17 protein-coding genes are annotated in these 18016 nt (G+C 40.5%); 10 read left to right on the top strand and 7 right to left on the bottom strand.

Going from position 1 to position 18016, the window contains the following annotated elements:
- Positions 1–357 precede the first annotated feature (357 nt).
- Positions 358–1113, bottom strand: a complete 756-nt coding sequence (locus tag HCG49_RS08475; RefSeq protein WP_168469093.1) for a sulfite exporter TauE/SafE family protein — start codon at positions 1111–1113, stop codon at positions 358–360.
- A gap of 80 nt (positions 1114–1193) precedes the next feature.
- Here HCG49_RS08475 and HCG49_RS08470 point away from each other — a divergent pair, with 80 nt between their 5' ends.
- Positions 1194–3005: a sodium:solute symporter family protein gene (locus HCG49_RS08470; protein WP_168469092.1), complete on the top strand. Its 1812-nt coding sequence runs from the start codon at positions 1194–1196 to the stop codon at positions 3003–3005.
- A gap of 642 nt (positions 3006–3647) precedes the next feature.
- Here HCG49_RS08470 and HCG49_RS08465 read toward each other — a convergent pair.
- The gene (locus HCG49_RS08465) at positions 3648–4238 is read right to left on the bottom strand and encodes a riboflavin synthase (protein ID WP_168469091.1); all 591 of its coding nucleotides are present in this window, start codon (positions 4236–4238) and stop codon (positions 3648–3650) included.
- Positions 4239–4307: 69 nt separating this feature from the next.
- On the opposite strand from HCG49_RS08465, the gene pdxA reads away from it, so the two are divergent.
- From pdxA to HCG49_RS08425, 8 genes are all read left to right on the top strand, one after another.
- Entirely contained in the window at positions 4308–5354 is a 1047-nt protein-coding gene (gene pdxA / locus HCG49_RS08460; RefSeq protein WP_168469090.1) for a 4-hydroxythreonine-4-phosphate dehydrogenase PdxA, read from the top strand.
- A gap of 164 nt (positions 5355–5518) precedes the next feature.
- On the top strand, positions 5519–6058 hold the full coding sequence (locus HCG49_RS08455; protein WP_072763291.1) for a YceD family protein: 540 nt from the start codon (positions 5519–5521) through the stop codon (positions 6056–6058).
- Positions 6059–6066: 8 nt separating this feature from the next.
- Positions 6067–6264 (top strand): 50S ribosomal protein L32, encoded by a 198-nt coding sequence (rpmF, locus tag HCG49_RS08450; RefSeq protein ID WP_072763292.1) that lies wholly within the window; start codon positions 6067–6069, stop codon positions 6262–6264.
- Positions 6265–6434: 170 nt separating this feature from the next.
- Complete coding sequence (locus HCG49_RS08445) at positions 6435–7430, top strand: beta-ketoacyl-ACP synthase III (protein WP_168469089.1); 996 nt, start codon at positions 6435–6437, stop codon at positions 7428–7430.
- Positions 7431–7464: 34 nt separating this feature from the next.
- Positions 7465–7953: an acetyl-CoA carboxylase biotin carboxyl carrier protein gene (gene accB / locus HCG49_RS08440; protein WP_168469088.1), complete on the top strand. Its 489-nt coding sequence runs from the start codon at positions 7465–7467 to the stop codon at positions 7951–7953.
- 90 nt (positions 7954–8043) lie between these two features.
- Positions 8044–9396: an acetyl-CoA carboxylase biotin carboxylase subunit gene (accC, locus tag HCG49_RS08435; RefSeq protein ID WP_168469087.1), complete on the top strand. Its 1353-nt coding sequence runs from the start codon at positions 8044–8046 to the stop codon at positions 9394–9396.
- Between the two features lie 178 nt (positions 9397–9574).
- Positions 9575–10687, top strand: coding sequence for an NAD(P)/FAD-dependent oxidoreductase (locus HCG49_RS08430; RefSeq protein WP_168469147.1), 1113 nt, complete (start codon positions 9575–9577; stop codon positions 10685–10687).
- 62 nt (positions 10688–10749) lie between these two features.
- Entirely contained in the window at positions 10750–11205 is a 456-nt protein-coding gene (locus tag HCG49_RS08425) for a 3-oxoacyl-ACP synthase (RefSeq protein ID WP_205764367.1), read from the top strand.
- Positions 11206–11452: 247 nt separating this feature from the next.
- On the opposite strand, the gene arfB is transcribed toward HCG49_RS08425, so the two are convergent.
- Positions 11453–11860: an alternative ribosome rescue aminoacyl-tRNA hydrolase ArfB gene (gene arfB / locus HCG49_RS08420; protein ID WP_168469086.1), complete on the bottom strand. Its 408-nt coding sequence runs from the start codon at positions 11858–11860 to the stop codon at positions 11453–11455.
- Between the two features lie 9 nt (positions 11861–11869).
- Complete coding sequence (locus HCG49_RS08415; protein ID WP_168469085.1) at positions 11870–12844, bottom strand: ABC transporter ATP-binding protein; 975 nt, start codon at positions 12842–12844, stop codon at positions 11870–11872.
- 275 nt (positions 12845–13119) lie between these two features.
- Here HCG49_RS08415 and HCG49_RS08410 point away from each other — a divergent pair, with 275 nt between their 5' ends.
- Positions 13120–13899, top strand: coding sequence for a hypothetical protein (locus HCG49_RS08410; protein WP_168469084.1), 780 nt, complete (start codon positions 13120–13122; stop codon positions 13897–13899).
- A 110-nt stretch (positions 13900–14009) separates the two neighbouring features.
- On the opposite strand, the gene HCG49_RS08405 is transcribed toward HCG49_RS08410, so the two are convergent.
- The 3 genes from HCG49_RS08405 to mscL form a co-directional block, all read right to left on the bottom strand.
- Positions 14010–16157: a prolyl oligopeptidase family serine peptidase gene (locus HCG49_RS08405; protein WP_168469083.1), complete on the bottom strand. Its 2148-nt coding sequence runs from the start codon at positions 16155–16157 to the stop codon at positions 14010–14012.
- 236 nt (positions 16158–16393) lie between these two features.
- Positions 16394–17383 (bottom strand): aspartate-semialdehyde dehydrogenase, encoded by a 990-nt coding sequence (locus HCG49_RS08400; protein ID WP_168469082.1) that lies wholly within the window; start codon positions 17381–17383, stop codon positions 16394–16396.
- A 210-nt stretch (positions 17384–17593) separates the two neighbouring features.
- Positions 17594–17995 (bottom strand): large conductance mechanosensitive channel protein MscL, encoded by a 402-nt coding sequence (gene mscL / locus HCG49_RS08395; protein WP_168469081.1) that lies wholly within the window; start codon positions 17993–17995, stop codon positions 17594–17596.
- Positions 17996–18016: the final 21 nt, after the last annotated feature.

The raw sequence follows: 18016 nt of genomic DNA, 5'->3' as shown, positions 1-18016 counted from the left end.
TAATAGCTTGAAGTTTTGTTAACACAACTCTGATTAAATAGCCTCATTTTTGTGCCATTGAAAGTTTACATAAAATTTGGTTTGAGTTGGTTTTATGGAAAGCCGGTGTTCAGCATCGGCTTTTTTTATGCGGTATAATTTAAGGACAAAATTTATTGATGAGTATAAATTGGGCGTTCCCTCCTTTGTCGGGCGGGCCTTTGGCTATATCCCTTGCGATGCTGCGGGGATGCCGCCGCAGTCCCTAACGCGGAACAATGTGCCAGGGATTTAAGGTGCCAACCTTAAATCGGACCTTGGATTTCTTTCCTGTTTTAAGGAAAGGAAGTAGCGTATAACAATGCGCTGTCCGTCCTTTTATCGGAATAAAAGTAGCAAAGCTCCGACCGCAGTTAGGATTAAGATCATTTTACGGTAATACTTGTCCTTGATCACCTTTACCAAACGCACTCCCATAAACAGGCCTATAAGAATGCCTGGAAGTAGTTGTAGATTTATAAGAAGCGTTTCTGGGGTAATGGTTTTCCAAACAAAAATATGGAAGGGTACTTTAAAAAGGTTTACGATAAAAAACAACCAAGCGGCAGTACCTATGAATTCGTTTTTGGGCAATCGCATGGCCAAAAAATAGATGTTGGAAAATGCACCGGCCAAATTACCGATCATAGTGGTTATTCCTGCCATGATACCAACAAAGCCCCCAAAGGCCCAATGGGTAGGCACCTTTTTAGATTTTTTATTGTCCCACCAATACATCATTACCAATGTTCCCAAAATAATAACAGACATACTTATTTTAAAAGTGCTCTCGGGCAAGTCTTTCCCTATGGCCGTACCTAGAAAAACTCCAAGGATCATCCAAGGGAGAAATTTAATAATATACTTCCATTGGGTATGGCGGTGGTAATAAATAACGGCTATGGTATCGCCAACCACCAATAGGGGTACCAAAAGTCCGGTCGATTCCTTGGCGCCAAAGGCCAGGGCCATTAGCGTAACGATTATAATAGAGATTCCTTTGATTCCTGCCTTGGAAATGCCAAGGATAAAAGTGGCCGAAAAGGCAAGAAACCATGTTGTTAATGTGATATCTGATTCTATTGGGAAGTTCATATGTGACATTTAGCAAACAAAAAGCAAAAGTATCCCAAAAAAATTTATCTTTATCGATTGATTTAACCAATACCATATTCATGGAATTAAGCACACTCGATTACAGTTTTATAATAGTATTCTTTTCAATTGTTTTAGGAATTGGAATTTATGTTTCAAAAAAGTCAGGAAAAGATTCAGCAGAATATTTCCTGTCAGGAAGAACAATGCCGTGGTGGTTATTAGGCCTTTCTATGGTTGCTACCACTTTTTCTACCGATACGCCAAACTTGGTAACGGATATTGTCCGTACCAATGGAGTTTCTGGTAACTGGGTATGGTGGGCGTTTTTGCTTACCGGATTATTAACCGTGTTTGTTTATGCCAAACTATGGCGTAAGTCTAATGTAAATACGGATCTTGAATTTTATGAGTTGCGCTATGGTGGCGCGCCCGCAAAATTCTTAAGGAAGTTTAGAGCGGTTTACCTAGGGGTAATTTTTAATGTTATTACCATGTCGGCCGTTACATTGGCGGCTATAAAAATTGGCGGTATTATGTTAGGGCTAGAGCCTTGGCAGACCGTAGTAAGTGCTGGTCTTATTACCGTTACCTTTAGTGCTTTAGGTGGATTTAAAGGGGTGGTTTATACCGATTTCCTTTTGTTTTTCGTAGCTATGGGCGGTGCCATTGGCGCTGCTTACTATTTGGTGAATATCCCGGAAGTAGGAGGTATAGATGCTCTTATGGCCAATGAACATGTTAAGGATAAACTATCTATACTACCAGATTTTAGCAATACGAAGGCTTTGATTACCTTATTTATTATTCCATTGGCAGTACAATGGTGGAGCTCTTGGTATCCTGGTGCAGAACCAGGTGGTGGTGGGTATATCGCACAACGTATGTTGGCGGCGAAGAATGAAAACCATGCCATTGGTGCTACTTTCTTTTTTAATATTATGCATTATGCCTTACGTCCTTGGCCTTGGATCTTAGTAGCCTTGGCTTCTTTGGTTGTATATCCGGATGTAGCTAGTATCCATGCTGCTTTCCCTAATGTTGCTGCAGATAAATTAGGGCATGATTTGGCCTATTCTGCGATGTTGACCAAACTTCCTAGTGGTTTGCTTGGATTGGTTTTGGCTTCTTTGATCGCAGCTTATATGAGTACGATCTCTACCCAATTAAACTGGGGGTCTTCTTATATCGTATATGACTTTTACAAACAACAGATAAACCCTAATGCTACCGAGAAGAGATTGGTTGCCGTAGGAAGAATATCTACAGTTGTTTTAATGATATTTAGTGCTGTTTTGGCCTTGTTGTTACAAAATGCCCTGCAGTTGTTCGAAGTGCTTTTAGTTTTTGGTGCGGGTACCGGACTTATTTTTATCCTAAGATGGTTCTGGTGGAGAATTAATGCATGGAGTGAAATTACGGCTATGTTTGCTTCTGGTATTATTTCTATAGTATTGAAGTTAACAGCGGTTGGTCCTTTCTTCTTCGCTGCAGAAACAGGTGTTTTCCCAGATTGGGCAGAATATCCAATGGTAGTTTTGGTCACGACGCTTATATGGTTGGCGGCGACTTATATGACCCAAGCAGAATCTAAGGAGGTCTTGCAGAGTTTCTACAAGAAAATTCAGCCTGGAGGTCCAGGGTGGAAGAGTGTAATTTCATCGGCCGAAAAAGACAATGTAGAAATAGTAAACGCTAAGGAAAAATGGAGTGTACCTGCCGGTATCGGCGCTATGTTATTAGGATGTGTACTTATCTACTCTTGTATGTTCGCTACTGGGTACTGGATTTATGGCTACTATACAGGAGCAATATCATTGACCATTTTAGCGGCTATTTCAGGAACGTTATTAGCAGTTGTTTGGAACAAAATGAAGTCTAATATCTTGTAAGAGGTATTGGCCGAAAATATAACAGACCCCTGGTTGTTTACAGTTTAGTAAATAACTAGGGGTCTTTTTTTTGCCCCTTGTTTATAAATGGACGGCTCCTTTTTCTGGGGGAGCGATCTCTAAGGAGGCGGATGTATATATCTACTATGGATCGCCTTATTGGGCGTTTTGGTGTCCCAGTGAATCGTTCTGTATATAACAGGGATCTACATTACAAGGAAGAGGTTTTATTGGTACTGGTTTTCCGTTTGTTGTTCTAATGGTACAATTTGTGCTTTTTTGGGCGCTGAGTGTGTCGGTAGAAAGTTATAGGTGCTCCTTATATTGACCCTTCTTGTCGAAGCTCCTTTTAAGATTGCTACCTTAATATAACAACTTTACCGTCGACGGGTCGAAATTCCATTCACCTTATTTCCTAATTGGTCCATTGGCAGTTTAACCAATTGCGATATTGTTTTATGCTGCCTTTATTCCGCGTTAGGGATCGCAGCGGCATCCCCGCAGCAGCGCAAGGGATATAGCGGAGAGCCCGACCGACCTAGGAGGGAACGCCCAAAAATGAAGGCTATAAAAGCCGATGACAGCATGCTGGGGCAGTATGCGCTAAGTTGGAAAAAGAAAATAGAGAGGGGTGCGGCTAGGCTAGTCTCTTAGCGATAATAGCCTGGAAACGTATTTTCCGATGACATCGAACTCTAAGTTTACGACCGTTCCAACCTGGTATTCTCTAAACCTGGTGTGCTCGTAGGTGTAGGGAATGATGGCGACGCTGAAACTGTTTTTATCAGAATCTACTACCGTTAAACTTGTGCCGTCTATGGTTATGGAGCCCTTTTCGATGGTAACGTTATTCTGTGCAGGATCGTAACTAAAGGTAAAAAACCAACTACCGTCTTTTTCTTCTATTTTGGTACAGGTACCGGTTTGGTCTACATGGCCCTGAACAATATGTCCGTCTAACCTAGCACCCAAAACCATGGCGCGTTCCAAGTTTACGGAATCGGCCTCCTTAAGTTCGTTTAAATTGGTTTTTTGCAAGGTTTCCTCAATGGCCGTAACCGTATAAGAAGAGTCCTCGATAGCCACAACCGTTAGGCAAACCCCGTTATGGGCAACACTTTGGTCTATTTTTAACTCAGGGGCAAGGGTCGATTTTATGGTAATGTGAAGATTAGTGCCTTGCTTGTCCAATTTTTGTACCTCTCCTAAAGTTTCAATAATCCCAGTAAACATGTGTCGTTAAAATTAAGTAGTTTTGTGGTGTAAATTTAGAGGTTTATTTGATATTAACGAAAACTTGCTATGCGGGAAACTGGAAAAATAAAATTAGGAATATCTATAGGGGACTTAAACGGAATAGGATGCGAGGTAATCCTTAAAACCTTTGAAGACTCTAGGATGTTGGATTTCTGTACTCCGGTTATCTTTGCGTCGAACAAGACCATTTCGTTTCAAAAAAATGAATTGAACATTGGTGTCAACTATAATGGCATCCATAAGGTAGAACAAGCCCTTGACGGTAAAGTCAATGTTTTTAATGTATGGAAAGAATCTCCTATGGTTAAATTTGGCGAGGCTACACCGGAAGCAGGGAAATATGCCTTATTATCTCTTAGGGCAGCCGTGGCGGCCTTAAAGAAAGGGGAGATAGATGTATTGGTGACCGCGCCTATCAATAAAAACAATATCCAAGCCAAGGATTTTAAGTTTCCGGGACATACCGATTTTTTGGCCCAGGAACTGGGAGGGGAAAGCTTAATGTTTATGGTTACCGACGAATTAAAGGTAGGTTTGGTTACCGATCACGTGGCCATTAAAGATGTAGCCACTACCATTGATGCCAAATTAATAAAGAGCAAGGCGCTTACCATAGAAAACTCCTTGAAGGTAGATTTTGGTATTCGCAAGCCTAAAATAGCATTGTTGGGGATTAATCCACATAGCGGCGATAACGGTGTTATCGGGAAAGAAGACGAGGAGGTGATGAAGCCTGCCATTGAAGAATTGATCAAGGCGGGGCACTTGGTTTTTGGACCATATTCTGCCGATAGTTTTTTTGGTTCTGACAGTTATACTAAGTTCGATGCTATCTTGGCGGCCTATCACGACCAGGGATTAATTCCATTTAAAACCTTATCTTTCGGGAAAGGAGTGAATTATACCGCAGGCCTCGACAAAGTACGTACGTCTCCGGATCATGGGACGGCTTATGAAATTGCCGGTAAGGGCATTGCCGATCACAGTTCCTTTAAAGAGGCGGTGTTTACGGCCTTGAAGATTTTTAAAAACAGGGAAGAATACCAAGAATTAACAGCGAATCCGCTGAAAAAACAAAGACTGAAAAGGTAGTGTAAAAACAGCTTTTTTGGCAGACGGTACTGGCAGTAAGACAACGGATTAGGGGTATTTTTAAGGAATTTATTTATTTCGTTTGAATTGTTGGCGTTTTATAAAATAATAGTATCTTTGCACCCGCTATTATTATGGCGGTATGTAAAAAATAAGTGTGGAACATGAAGAAGCTTAAGGAGTTTATCATATCTTTTTCAGGACTGAAACAGGGAAAACACGACTTTGATTTTACAATTAAAAATGAGTTCTTTGAGTCTTTTGAATATGATGAGTTTAATGGAACGGATATTAATTTAGACGTTACTTTGAACAAAATGAGTACCATGATGGAGTTGGAAATGGAGGCACGAGGCACGGTAAACGTGAATTGTGATCTGACCGACGAGGCTTATGATCAGGAAATTAGTGCCGATTTAAAATTGGTGGTAAAGTTTGGTGATGAGTTTAACAATGACAACGACGAGATACTGGTTATTCCCCATAGGGAGCATCAAGTAGATATCTCACAATACGTTTATGAAATGTTGGTGTTGTCAGTACCACTTAAGAAAGTTCATCCTGGAGTCTTGGACGGCACATTACAATCGGAAACGTTGGATAAGCTAGAAGAGTTGCATCCAAAAGATATAGAGGAAAACAAAGAAGACGAAGACAATGATCCCCGATGGGACGAATTAAAAAAATTATTAACGGGTAAATAAGTTACATAATGGCACATCCTAAAAGAAAAATTTCTAAAACCAGAAGAGACAAAAGAAGAACGCATTACAAAGCTGTGGCTCCAACCGTAGCAAAGGATCCAACAACTGGAGAAATGCACTTATACCACAGAGCTCATTGGCATGAAGGTAAATTGTACTACAGAGGTCAGATTTTGATTGACAAAACTGAAGAGGCAGTAGCATAATTTAGTTAAAGACATTACAACTGGAACTCTCACTCTAATAAGTGGGAGTTTTTTTTATGAAAGTGATGAAATCTTCAAAAACTTGGTGGTTTTTGGCTAAAAGTCCGAGAAAATCATTAATTTTCACAAATTTTCAAGTAATTGAAGATTTCTAGTAAAATCAATTTTAGATGGGCAAAATAACGTCAGCAATTACTGCGGTAGGGGGCTATGTCCCCGACTTTGTAATGACAAATAAGATCTTGGAATCCTTGGTAGATACCAATGACGAATGGATTACAACTAGGACCGGAATAAAGGAGAGAAGGATTTTGAAGGGAGAGGGGCTAGGAACCTCTTTTTTGGCCATTAAGGCGGCCGAAGAACTGATCAGAAAGAGGGATTTAGACCCTAAGGAGATTGATATGGTACTGGTAGCAACTGCTACTCCAGACATGATGGTAGCCTCTACTGCTGCTTATGTGGCTTCTGAAATAGGAGCGACCAATGCCTTTGCTTATGATTTACAGGCTGCTTGCTCTAGCTTTTTATATGGGATGTCTACGGCATCGAGTTATATCGAGTCGGGAAGATATAAAAAGGTACTCCTTATAGGAGCCGATAAAATGTCTTCTATAATAGATTATACCGATAGGACTACCTGTATTATATTTGGTGATGGTGCCGGAGCGGCACTTTTTGAGCCTAATACGGAAGGTTTGGGGTTACAAGATGAATATTTAAGATCTGATGGGGTTGGAAGAAACTTTCTGAAGATGGATGCAGGAGGATCACTGATGCCGGCATCTGAAGAAACTGTGAAAAACAGGAAACATTTTATTTACCAAGACGGAAAATCGGTGTTTAAATTTGCCGTGACCAATATGGCAGATGCTGCGGGAAAAATCATGGAACGCAACTCGCTTACCCATGAGGACGTTGATTGGTTGGTGCCTCACCAAGCAAACAAACGTATTATAGACGCTACCGCTAATCGAATGGGATTAGACGATGAAAAGGTCATGATGAACATACAAAGGTATGGCAATACTACTTCGGCAACCTTACCACTATTATTACACGATTATGAAAAGCAGCTCAAAAAAGGCGACAACTTGGTTTTTGCGGCCTTTGGAGGTGGTTTTACTTGGGGATCCATTTATTTAAAATGGGCTTATAATTCATAAATCTGACGCAACCTATTACACAAAAACGAATTCTATGGATATTAAAGAGATTCAAAGCTTAATTAAATTCGTAGCCAAATCTGGGGCTAGCGAAGTAAAATTAGAGATGGAAGATATTAAGATCACCATCCGAACCGGAGGCTCTGGTTTTACAGGAGAAACTACTTATGTACAGCAAATCCCTATGGGCGCGCCAATGCAGCCACAGGGCGCTCCTGCAGCTGCTGCTCCTGCTCCTTCAGTTGAAATTGCAGGGAAAACAGAGGTAGACGAGAACGCTAAGTATGTGACTATAAAATCGCCTATTATCGGTACTTTCTACAGAAAACCTTCTCCAGACAAACCAAACTTTGTGGAAGTTGGCGATACTATCGGAAAAGGAGATGTGCTTTGTGTGATCGAAGCCATGAAATTGTTCAATGACATTGAGTCTGAAATTTCAGGGAAAATTGTAAAAGTTCTAGTGGACGATAGCTCTCCAGTAGAATTCGATCAGCCGTTGTTTTTGGTTGACCCATCATAATAAATCACCTTCCCGATACCTATCGGAAGCATTTCCTAAAACTAATGTTTTAGGAAATTGATTTTTAAGATTTAAAAATTCGACCACGATATGTTTAAAAAAATACTTATTGCAAATAGGGGAGAAATAGCCTTACGTATCATTAGGACCTGTAAAGAAATGGGGATTAAGACCGTAGCGGTATATTCTAAGGCCGATGAGGAAAGCCTTCACGTGCGTTTTGCCGATGAGGCCGTTTGTATAGGACCCGCACCAAGTTCGGAGTCTTATCTGAAAATCCCCAATATTATTGCGGCAGCCGAAATTACCAATGCCGATGCTATCCATCCAGGGTACGGATTTCTTTCGGAAAACTCCAAGTTTTCTAGGATCTGTAGCGAACACGATATAAAATTTATCGGCCCTTCTGGAGAACACATCGATAGAATGGGAGATAAGGCCACGGCCAAGGAAACCATGAAAAAAGCAGGGGTTCCTACCATTCCGGGCTCCGAAGGTCTTCTAAAAGATGTTGCAGATGCCAAAAAATTAGCCAAAGAAATGGGGTATCCCGTGATGATAAAGGCTACCGCCGGAGGTGGAGGAAAAGGTATGCGTGCCGTTTTTAAAGCAGAAGATCTAGAGAAAAACTTTGAAAGTGCTGTCCAAGAAGCCAAAGCTGCCTTTGGAAATGGAGGGATGTACATGGAAAAGTTAATAGAAGAGCCAAGACATATCGAGATCCAGATTGTGGGAGATCAATATGGAAAAGCTTGTCACCTTTCTGAAAGGGACTGTTCTATTCAACGTCGCCACCAAAAGCTTACAGAAGAGACGCCTTCTCCGTTCATGACCGATAAATTAAGGGATGAAATGGGATTGGCAGCTGTGAAAGCAGCCGAATATATTAAATATGAAGGCGCGGGAACCATCGAATTCTTAGTAGATAAACACCGTAACTTCTATTTTATGGAGATGAATACCAGAATACAGGTAGAGCACCCAATTACCGAACAGGTAATTGATTATGACCTTATTCGCGAGCAAATCCTTGTTGCTGCAGGTGTTCCTATTTCTGGTAAGAACTACATTCCTAAACTACACTCTATAGAATGTAGGATTAATGCGGAAGATCCTTTTAACGGATTTAGACCTTCTCCAGGAAAAATTACCACATTGCATACCCCAGGGGGGCATGGAGTACGTTTAGATACGCACGTATATAGCGGGTATACCATACCTTCTAATTACGATTCCATGATTGCTAAGTTAATTACGACGGCCCAAACTAGGGAAGAAGCGATTAATAAGATGAAACGTGCCTTGGATGAGTTTGTCATCGAAGGAATTAAGACGACCATTCCTTTCCACAGACAGTTAATGGATCACCCGGATTATTTAGCGGGGAACTATACGACTAAGTTTATGGAAGACTTTGTAATGGCGCCACAACCAGAAGAATAGATGAATATTGAAAACTCCGACTACGATGTCGGAGTTTTTTTTTGCGGAATTTTATGGGATGTGATCTTTCAGTCCCATTTTTTTTTTAACTACAGGCCTCTGATATTGCCATAGCCCGTTGAATTTATAAAATAAGGTATTAACTTTATCGCAAGCTACCCCTATAACTCCAATTATGATGAATCTTAGCTACTGGGAATACAAAACGTGGTTGTCCAATATAGACTATACTATCGTTGGCAGTGGTATCGTTGGGCTTAATACGGCCTTGCAATTGAAAAAACGATTTCCACAGGCAAAAGTGCTGGTCTTGGAAAAAGGGATCCTGCCCCAGGGGGCCAGTACCAAAAATGCCGGTTTTGCCTGTTTCGGGAGCATCTCCGAAATCTTATCCGACCTGAAGAAGCATACCGAGGAAGAAGTTTTGCAACTGGTTCAAAACAGGTGGGAAGGCATTCAATTTCTGCGGGCCAATTTGGGCGATAAAACCATAGATTACCAAAACCTTGGGGGTCATGAAGTGTTTTTAAAAGAACACCGAGAGCTGTACCAAGAATGTCGGTCACAGCTGCCTAGGGTCAACAACTTGCTAAAGGAGGTTTTTAAGACCGAGGCCTTTAAAGCACAAGACAATATTTTTGGTTTTGAAAGTATACAACAGCAGTATATCACCAGCACGGTAGAGGGGCAGATCGATACGGGAAAAATGATGGAAAGCTTGGTTGCAAAAGTTCAACAAAGCGGGGTAACGATCCTGAACGCCATTACGGTAGAAAGTTTTGCCGAAAATGCGTCCCATGTTACCGTAAAAACAAACTGCTTTGAGTTCAATACCAAAAATCTATTGCTGGCAACAAACGGTTTTGCGGCGGAATTGATCGCAGAGAACGTAAAGCCTTCAAGGGCTCAAGTATTAATAACAAAACCTATCCCGGATTTAAAAATAAAGGGCACTTTTCACTTAGACGAGGGCTATTATTACTTTAGGAATATAGATGATAGGATCCTTTTGGGAGGAGGTAGAAATTTAGACTTCAAAGGGGAAGAAACAGCCGCCTTTGGCCTCACGCCTTTGATTCAGAATAGTTTGGAAGAAATACTGGCTACTGTAATCTTGCCAAATACGTCTTTTGAAATAGAACGGCGCTGGAGCGGCATTATGGGCACAGGAACGCATAAACGCCCTATTGTAAAGCCTTTGTCAGATCGTGTGTTCTGCGGCGTTAGAATGGGCGGTATGGGCATTGCCATAGGAAGTTTGGTCGGAAAGAATTTGGCAGACCTTGTATAGAGAAGCGGGTTGCGAAGCGATTTGCCAATCCGTTAAAATAAAAGAAATAGTAAGATAGTAGGATGGATATTTCCCTAAAAGAACAGCTATATGCCCATTGCTTTAAATATGTAGAGGAGCGGCTCTCGAGGCTTCAAAAGAATATAGGGTCCCTTGAAGAGGCCCTCACTTCAGAAACCAAAAGTAGTGCTGGTGACAAGCACGAGACCGGTAGGGCTATGATACAGTTAGAGCGCGAAAAACTAGGGCAGCAATTGGCCGAGGCGCAGAATTTAAAAGAAGTATTTCAGAAAATACCCTTAAAAACGACGGCAAATACCATAAGTTTGGGGAGTTTGGTGCAGACTACGGGCCTTCATTATTACCTCAGTATCAGTGTCGGGGAAATTAAACTTCAGGGACAGACCTTTTATGCCATTGCTCCCAACACCCCCATGGGGAAATTATTGATGGGGAAGGCTAAGGGCGATGCCGTTATATTTAATACAAAAGAATTTACGATTCTAGCGATTAATTAAAAGACAGCTTCTTTAAGCTGCTTAAAAGTTGAGTTGTCCAAACATTTCTAGATTTTCCATAGCTCTTAGTGTAGGGCTTTGGGCGTTCCCTCCTTCGTCGGTCGGGCACTTGGCTATATCCCTTGCGCTGCTTCGGGGATGCCGCCGCGGTCCCTAACGCAAAAAAAAAATCTGGTCGAACAGTGTGTTGAGAAAGCATTAGCTTTTGCTGGCAGTTTGTAAAAGAAACTACGGCCCTGAAAAGCTCTTATTGGTCGAGCGGTGGTTTCCTCCGGTGTAACTTTTTTAAAGCCCCTTTCTTTTTACTTTTTAATCGTTTTTCCATGGACGATTTTGTCGGCCTGGTACGCATTCTTTTTTTGGGCACCACTAAGTTAAGGGCTATGGTTTCCAAGAATTTTTCGATTACCAATGCTTTGTTCTTGTGTTGGCTTCGGGTTTCTTCGGACTGTAAAATCAGTTGCTGATCCTTGGACAGCCTATGGGCAAGTTTTCTAAAAAGTCTGTTCTTTTCTGTCTCCGTAAAGGCTGATGAAGCTCCCAGATCAAAGATCAATACCACCTTGGTGGCAACCTTATTGACGTTTTGGCCACCAGCACCACTACTACGGACGGCCTTAAATTGTAATTCCTGTAGTAATTGTTCCTTGTTCACAGATAGATTTTAGGGCTGAAGCCGCTGGTTAATGGTCTCAATATCGATATTTATAAAAACTTTTTTTCCCGCCGAAATAGCTTCGGAATAATGGAAACGTATTTTATTGCCTTCAGAGAGTCCTTCCAATAGATAGTAACTGCCCATAAAATAACACTTATCTACAATGATCGGAATACCTTTCTTGCGCGATACCCTAAACTCATGAGCATAGACAACGATGTGTCGTTTTACATCTGCATACGACTTTACGATGTCTATAGGAACCAGGTTTGCTTCTCCGAACAAGGAGGCGATATACAGGTTTTTTGGATTTTTATATAATTGGGCTGTTTCGGCATCGGCGATTAGTTCGTGGTCTTTTATGACCAGTACCCTATTGGCATAGGGAAGGATATCATGATGGTCATGGGTAGCAGTAATACAGCTAATACCGTGCTTTTTTAAATACCCAAAGAGATTTCTTCTAAGCTTGTTCTTTTTAAAATTATCGATGTGGCTAAAGGGCTCATCTAACAATAGCAAGTCGGGCATTTGTGCCAATACACGGGCTAGGGCAACTCGTTGTTGCTGGCCTCCGCTAAGGGTCATTACCTTTACCTTGGCAAAGGAGACCATGTCTATCATTTGCAACAGCTCATAGGTACGGGCTTGGAGTTCTTCGGGGTAAAAAACAGATAAAAACTGACTCACATTTTCTTCTACCGTGGTATAGGGCATTAGATCAAAATCTTGGGAAAGATATTTCATATAAGGCTCCCCGGGAACCAGATTGAAATTAGGCCCCATAACTTGTTGATCGTTCCAAAAAACGGTCCCTTTATCTATATGAAGCAGTCCATAGATAATTTTTAACAGCGTGCTTTTTCCGCATCCGCTTTCGCCTACAATGGCAATGTGTTCGCCATCATTTACCTGAAAATTGATGTCGGTAAGAACTGGTTTTTTCTGGTAGGAAAAGGAAAGGGAATTTACATATAACATAGCAGTAAAGATATAAAAAGCCAAGGAAGCGGGTCCAAAAAAAAGTCCGTTTAAAAAATTGAGCCAAATTAAAGGAGGGCCAATTTATTTTTATGGGGCTGGCGGATAGATATTATTCATACATAAAAAATGTCCTTAAGAACATATTGCCAGTAGTTTACATTTTATAGATTAGTAAAAACGCTCCTTTTGTCGAAAATGTCAAGGATTAAACGATTTAATAACCTTAAGCTAACATTAGGCTTTAATTTAAGGTGATTTCTAAATTCCTCCAAATGAAACTCTCTTATTTTAAAAAGAATTTTAGCAGCCGTAAAACGAATTGGCTTTTAGGCCTCATGTTAGTCTTGGATATCATTTTTGTCTTGGCACATGTGCTGATTATTTATCTGATTTTTATCCGGGTAGAATTCGATTGGTCGGCTTCAATGTTGTTTTTAGTGAATAGGGATGGCGGATATCCGGAAATATTTCAATATTTTAAATACCTTTTGGTGCTAGGTGCCATTGTCTACTTTTTTATAAAAGATAAAGCGTATAATTATTTTTCATGGTTCCTATTGTTTGTTATGTTGCTCTTGGATGATTCACTTAAATTCCATGAACGATTTGGTACCTGGGTAGTGGAACAATTTAATTATCAACCGGCATTTGGTTTTCGTGCGCAAGATTTAGGGGAGCTGACCTATGTTGCCCTATTTGGTTCCTTGTTGTTAATTTCCATGGTTATCGGTTTTCACAGGGGAAACGAAGAATATAAAAAAAAGAATATAGATCTAGGATTGCTTTTTGTCCTGTTTTTATTTTTTGGCATTGTCATAGATATGATGCACGTTTTAATTGGTGGTGGCCGATATATGCAATTAATCATGGTTATACTGGAAGATGGAGGGGAGATGTTTTCTTTAAGTTTTCTTACCTGGTATTTTTTCTTTCTGATCGTAAAACCGAAAACTCACAACAAATACTTATATCAATACTTCTACAGAAATAAGGATAGGAAATTTGATAAATTCTTCGAATTTGTTTTTTTCAATCGTACAAAGGTAGATTAAAAGCTTATCCTGGGAATTTGATGTTTCTCAACAGCTTAAATTCAGTCCAAAAAAAAAAGTCCGTTTAAAAAAATAAACGGACTTTTTAATGTTTTTATAGATGGGTAAAATTAATCTTTTAGGACTTCTTTATTAGGAAGATCTTCATACCCCATATTGAAAAGGGTAAACCCAAAGGTGTCTGCCGCTTGTTCTATGGTTTTGCTAACAGGAGTACCCGCACCATGGCCGGCATTGGTTTCAATCCTGATCAGTGTCGGATTCGTACCAGTTTGTTTTTCCTGTAATGCTGCCGCAAATTTAAAGCTATGCGCCGGCACCACCCTATCGTCGTGGTCACCTGTAGTTACCATTGTGGCCGGATAATGCACCCCTTCCTTTACGTTGTGTACAGGAGAATATCCTTGTAGGTATTTAAACATTTCTTCACTGTCCTCCGCAGTCCCATAATCATAGGCCCAACCGGCACCTGCTGTAAAGGTGTGGTAGCGCAACATGTCCAATACCCCAACGCCTGGCAAGGCTACCTGCATTAAGTCTGGTCTTTGGGTCATTGTTGCCCCCACTAATAAACCACCGTTAGAACGGCCGCTGATCGCTAAAAATTCACTGGAAGTGTATTGCTTGTCAATAAGGAATTCGGCCGCGGCAATAAAGTCGTCAAAAACATTTTGTTTTTGGGTTTTGGTACCGGCATCATGCCATTTTTTTCCGTATTCGCCACCTCCTCTTAAGTTTGGTACCGCATAGACTCCGCCTTGCTCCATCCAAACAGCATTGACAATACTGAAAGAAGGGGTAAGGCTGATATTGAATCCGCCGTAACCATATAAGATGGTCGGATTCTTGCCGTTAAGAGCCAATCCCTTTTTATGGGTAATGATCATAGGTATTTTAGTGCCGTCTTTGGAAGTATAAAAAACTTGGGTAGATTCGTACTCTTCTGGATTAAAATCTATCTCAGGTTTCCAATATTGGCTGTACTCACCGCTATCCACATTGTATTTATAAGACGATGCTGGAGTATTGTAATTGGTAAAGGAGAAATAAAATTCCTTCTCCTCTTTTTTTCCGCCAAATCCACTGGCAGTTCCCACTCCTGGAAGGGCTACTTCCCTAATTAGCTTGCCTTGATAGTCGTATTGATAAACTTTGGAAATAGCATCGACCATATAACTGGTAAAGAAATAACCACCTCCTTTACTGGCATTCAGTACGTATTCTGTTTCAGGGATAAAATCTACCCAATGCTCCGGGCTTGGTTTTGCAGCATCGACCGTCACCATTTTTTTGTTCGGAGCCCCTAAATTGGTTACTATAAATAGTTTAGATCCTAAATTGTCTATCACATAACTATCCGAATCGGTATGGTTTACTATCGGAATTAATGGACTATTGGCCTTATTCAAATCTTTTATGAATAGTTTGTTGCCCGAGGTAGATACCGAGGCCGAAATAATTAGGTAGTTATCGTCCTCCGTAACTTGGCCACTTACGTAACGGTGTTTCTCTGCTGGGGTGCCTCCAAAAACCAAGACATCATTTTTTTGTGGGGTCCCCAATTCGTGGTAGTATAATTTATGTTGGTCCGTTTTTGCAGAAAGTTCGCTGCCATCGGGCTTGTCGTAGCTAGAATAGAAGAAGCCTTTGTTCCCATTCCAGGAAATGCTCCCAAACTTAACATCAACGATGGTGTCTTCTACAACCTCTTTGGTGACGGCATTGGTAACGATCACTTTTCTCCAATCGCTTCCCCCTTCAGAAATAGAATAGGCCAACATTGACCCATCTTTGGAAAAGCTTAGTCCAGCCAAAGAAGTGGTACCGTCCTTAGAAAAAGAATTCGGATCTAAAAAAACCTCTGCTTCTTCATCCCCTTTTTTACGATATACCACATATTGGTTCTGAAGGCCATCGTTTTTATGAAAATAGGTGTAGTCTCCTTCTTGGAAAGGGGCGCCTACCTTCTCGTAATTCCATAATTTTTCGAGACGTTTTTTAAAACTGTCACGGAAAGGGATCTTATCTAAATAATCAAAGGTCACCTCGTTTTGCTCCTTTACCCAATTCTCGGTTTCCGCACTTCTGTCATCTTCTAACCAACGATAAGGATCGTTTACTGCGGTGCCAAAGTAAGTGTCTACTTGGTCTACTTTTTTTGTAATAGGATAATTCAACAATAGGTGTTCTTTTTTAGTATCTGTTTTGCAGCCCATGATCAACAGGGCCGTAAAAGAGGACAGGGTTAATTTTTTCATTTGCAGATATGTGTTTTTTTGAACGGTCATTTGAAATTCGTATTTGCGACTGGTTATCGGTCATGCTCATTTCATTGTTAAGCGATTTCTAATCTATAAAAATACCATAAAAAAACCTTTATAACACAAGGGTTATAAAGGTTTTAACTTAGATTGTAACCAGTACCTTACTTATAAAGCAGCGGTAACAATTATATGTTCAGAAGAATAATCTGATATAGGGATGCCTTAAGGCGTTATACCAATTTGTTTTCTACCAAATATTCAGCAACTTGTACGGCATTGGTGGCAGCTCCTTTTCTTAAGTTATCGGCTACGATCCATAAGTTTAAAGTTTTTGCCTGTGATTCGTCCCTTCTAATTCTACCGACAAAAACATCGTCTTTTCCGTTGGCATAAATAGGCATCGGATAGGTATTGGTATCTGTGTTGTCTTGTACGGTAATACCAGGGGCCTCACTTAATAGCCTTCTTACTTCTGCTAGGTCAAAATCGTTTTCAAATTCTACGTTTACAGATTCCGAATGTCCACCTGAAGTAGGGATACGTACTGCTGTAGCAGTCACGGAAAAAGAATTGTCGTTAAATATCTTTAAGGGCTCTTGGGCCAATTTCATCTCTTCTTTGGTGTACCCATTCTCTAGGAATATGTCGCAATGTGGAAGGGCATTTTTTCCAATTGGATAAGGATATGCCATTTCTCCCTGTATGCCAGCAATTTCATTTTCTAATTGCTGAACGGCTTTAACACCTGTTCCCGATACAGATTGGTAAGTAGAAACAATCACCCTTTTCATTTTGTATTGCTTGTGCAAAGGCGATAGCGCTAATACTAATTGTACAGTAGAGCAGTTAGGGTTTGCTATTATTTTATCTTCTTTGGTAAGTTCATGGGCATTGATTTCTGGAACTATCAACTTTTTGGTGGGGTCCATTCTCCAAGCCGAGGAATTATCTACAACGGTAGTCCCTACTTCGGCAAATTTAGGAGCCCATTCTAAAGAAGTATCTCCTCCGGCAGAAAAAATGGCCAAATCTGGTTTGGCGGCTACGGCCGTTGCCAATCCTATTAAGGTGTGCTCTTCTCCTTTGAAGGTCAATTTTTTCCCTACCGAGCGTTCTGAGGCTACTAATAATAATTCAGTGATGGGGAAATTACGTTCTGCCAATACTTTTAGCATTATTTCACCAACCATTCCTGTTGCACCGACTACTGCTACTTTCATTAGAATAAAATTAAAAATTCATGCTGCAAAAGTACTGATTAAAAGACATTATACAAGATTATTAACAATAGTTTTATAAAAATATAACAAAATGTTATTTTTATAACAATTGAAAACATAAGAAAACCGTCAACTTTGTATGGAAACATGGTTGACGGTTTTTTGTTTAGCCGTTTTTTGGTCTTATCTTGTTATAAGGGGCAACAGCTATTATTTTTTTAACAAATCCCTTATCTGCGTCAATAGTTCTTCTTGGCTTGGACCTTTGGGAGCCTTTGGTTCTGGCGGTTTTTTGGTTTTGTTATACGCTTTTACAATGACAAATAAAACGGCTCCTACGATGACCAAGTTGATAATGGAATTAATCCATTTTCCATATCGGATAGCGCTTTCTGGTTTCTCTACTGTGCCATCGGCAGCCATGACTGCCTCTGAAAGAACAAATTGCATGTCCGCGAAATCGACCCCTCCGGTAAAATATCCAACGATAGGCATCATAATGTCATTCACAAATCCACTGACGACCAAGCCCATGGCACTTGCCAATAACACCGCAACTGCCAAATCAATGACATTACCGGTCATAATAAAATTCTTGAATTCTTTAAACATAGGTTTTTTATTTAATTGGTT

Source organism: Arenibacter sp. 6A1 (assembly GCF_012272855.1).
In the GTDB taxonomy this organism is placed as follows: Bacteria; Bacteroidota; Bacteroidia; order Flavobacteriales; family Flavobacteriaceae; genus Arenibacter.
This window is presented reverse-complemented; position numbering and strand designations above follow the sequence as displayed.

What these genes read in the sequence shown, in the direction of transcription:
- HCG49_RS08475 (WP_168469093.1), bottom strand. Translation starts at nt 1,113, where the DNA reads ATGAACTTCCCAATAGAATCAGATATCACATTAACAACATGGTTTCTT.
- HCG49_RS08470 (WP_168469092.1), top strand. Translation starts at nt 1,194, where the DNA reads ATGGAATTAAGCACACTCGATTACAGTTTTATAATAGTATTCTTTTCA.
- HCG49_RS08465 (WP_168469091.1), bottom strand. Translation starts at nt 4,238, where the DNA reads ATGTTTACTGGGATTATTGAAACTTTAGGAGAGGTACAAAAATTGGAC.
- pdxA (WP_168469090.1), top strand. Translation starts at nt 4,308, where the DNA reads ATGCGGGAAACTGGAAAAATAAAATTAGGAATATCTATAGGGGACTTA.
- HCG49_RS08455 (WP_072763291.1), top strand. Translation starts at nt 5,519, where the DNA reads ATGAAGAAGCTTAAGGAGTTTATCATATCTTTTTCAGGACTGAAACAG.
- rpmF (WP_072763292.1), top strand. Translation starts at nt 6,067, where the DNA reads ATGGCACATCCTAAAAGAAAAATTTCTAAAACCAGAAGAGACAAAAGA.
- HCG49_RS08445 (WP_168469089.1), top strand. Translation starts at nt 6,435, where the DNA reads ATGGGCAAAATAACGTCAGCAATTACTGCGGTAGGGGGCTATGTCCCC.
- accB (WP_168469088.1), top strand. Translation starts at nt 7,465, where the DNA reads ATGGATATTAAAGAGATTCAAAGCTTAATTAAATTCGTAGCCAAATCT.
- accC (WP_168469087.1), top strand. Translation starts at nt 8,044, where the DNA reads ATGTTTAAAAAAATACTTATTGCAAATAGGGGAGAAATAGCCTTACGT.
- HCG49_RS08430 (WP_168469147.1), top strand. Translation starts at nt 9,575, where the DNA reads ATGAATCTTAGCTACTGGGAATACAAAACGTGGTTGTCCAATATAGAC.
- HCG49_RS08425 (WP_205764367.1), top strand. Translation starts at nt 10,750, where the DNA reads ATGGATATTTCCCTAAAAGAACAGCTATATGCCCATTGCTTTAAATAT.
- HCG49_RS08415 (WP_168469085.1), bottom strand. Translation starts at nt 12,844, where the DNA reads ATGTTATATGTAAATTCCCTTTCCTTTTCCTACCAGAAAAAACCAGTT.
- HCG49_RS08410 (WP_168469084.1), top strand. Translation starts at nt 13,120, where the DNA reads ATGAAACTCTCTTATTTTAAAAAGAATTTTAGCAGCCGTAAAACGAAT.
- HCG49_RS08405 (WP_168469083.1), bottom strand. Translation starts at nt 16,157, where the DNA reads ATGAAAAAATTAACCCTGTCCTCTTTTACGGCCCTGTTGATCATGGGC.
- HCG49_RS08400 (WP_168469082.1), bottom strand. Translation starts at nt 17,383, where the DNA reads ATGAAAGTAGCAGTAGTCGGTGCAACAGGAATGGTTGGTGAAATAATG.
- mscL (WP_168469081.1), bottom strand. Translation starts at nt 17,995, where the DNA reads ATGTTTAAAGAATTCAAGAATTTTATTATGACCGGTAATGTCATTGAT.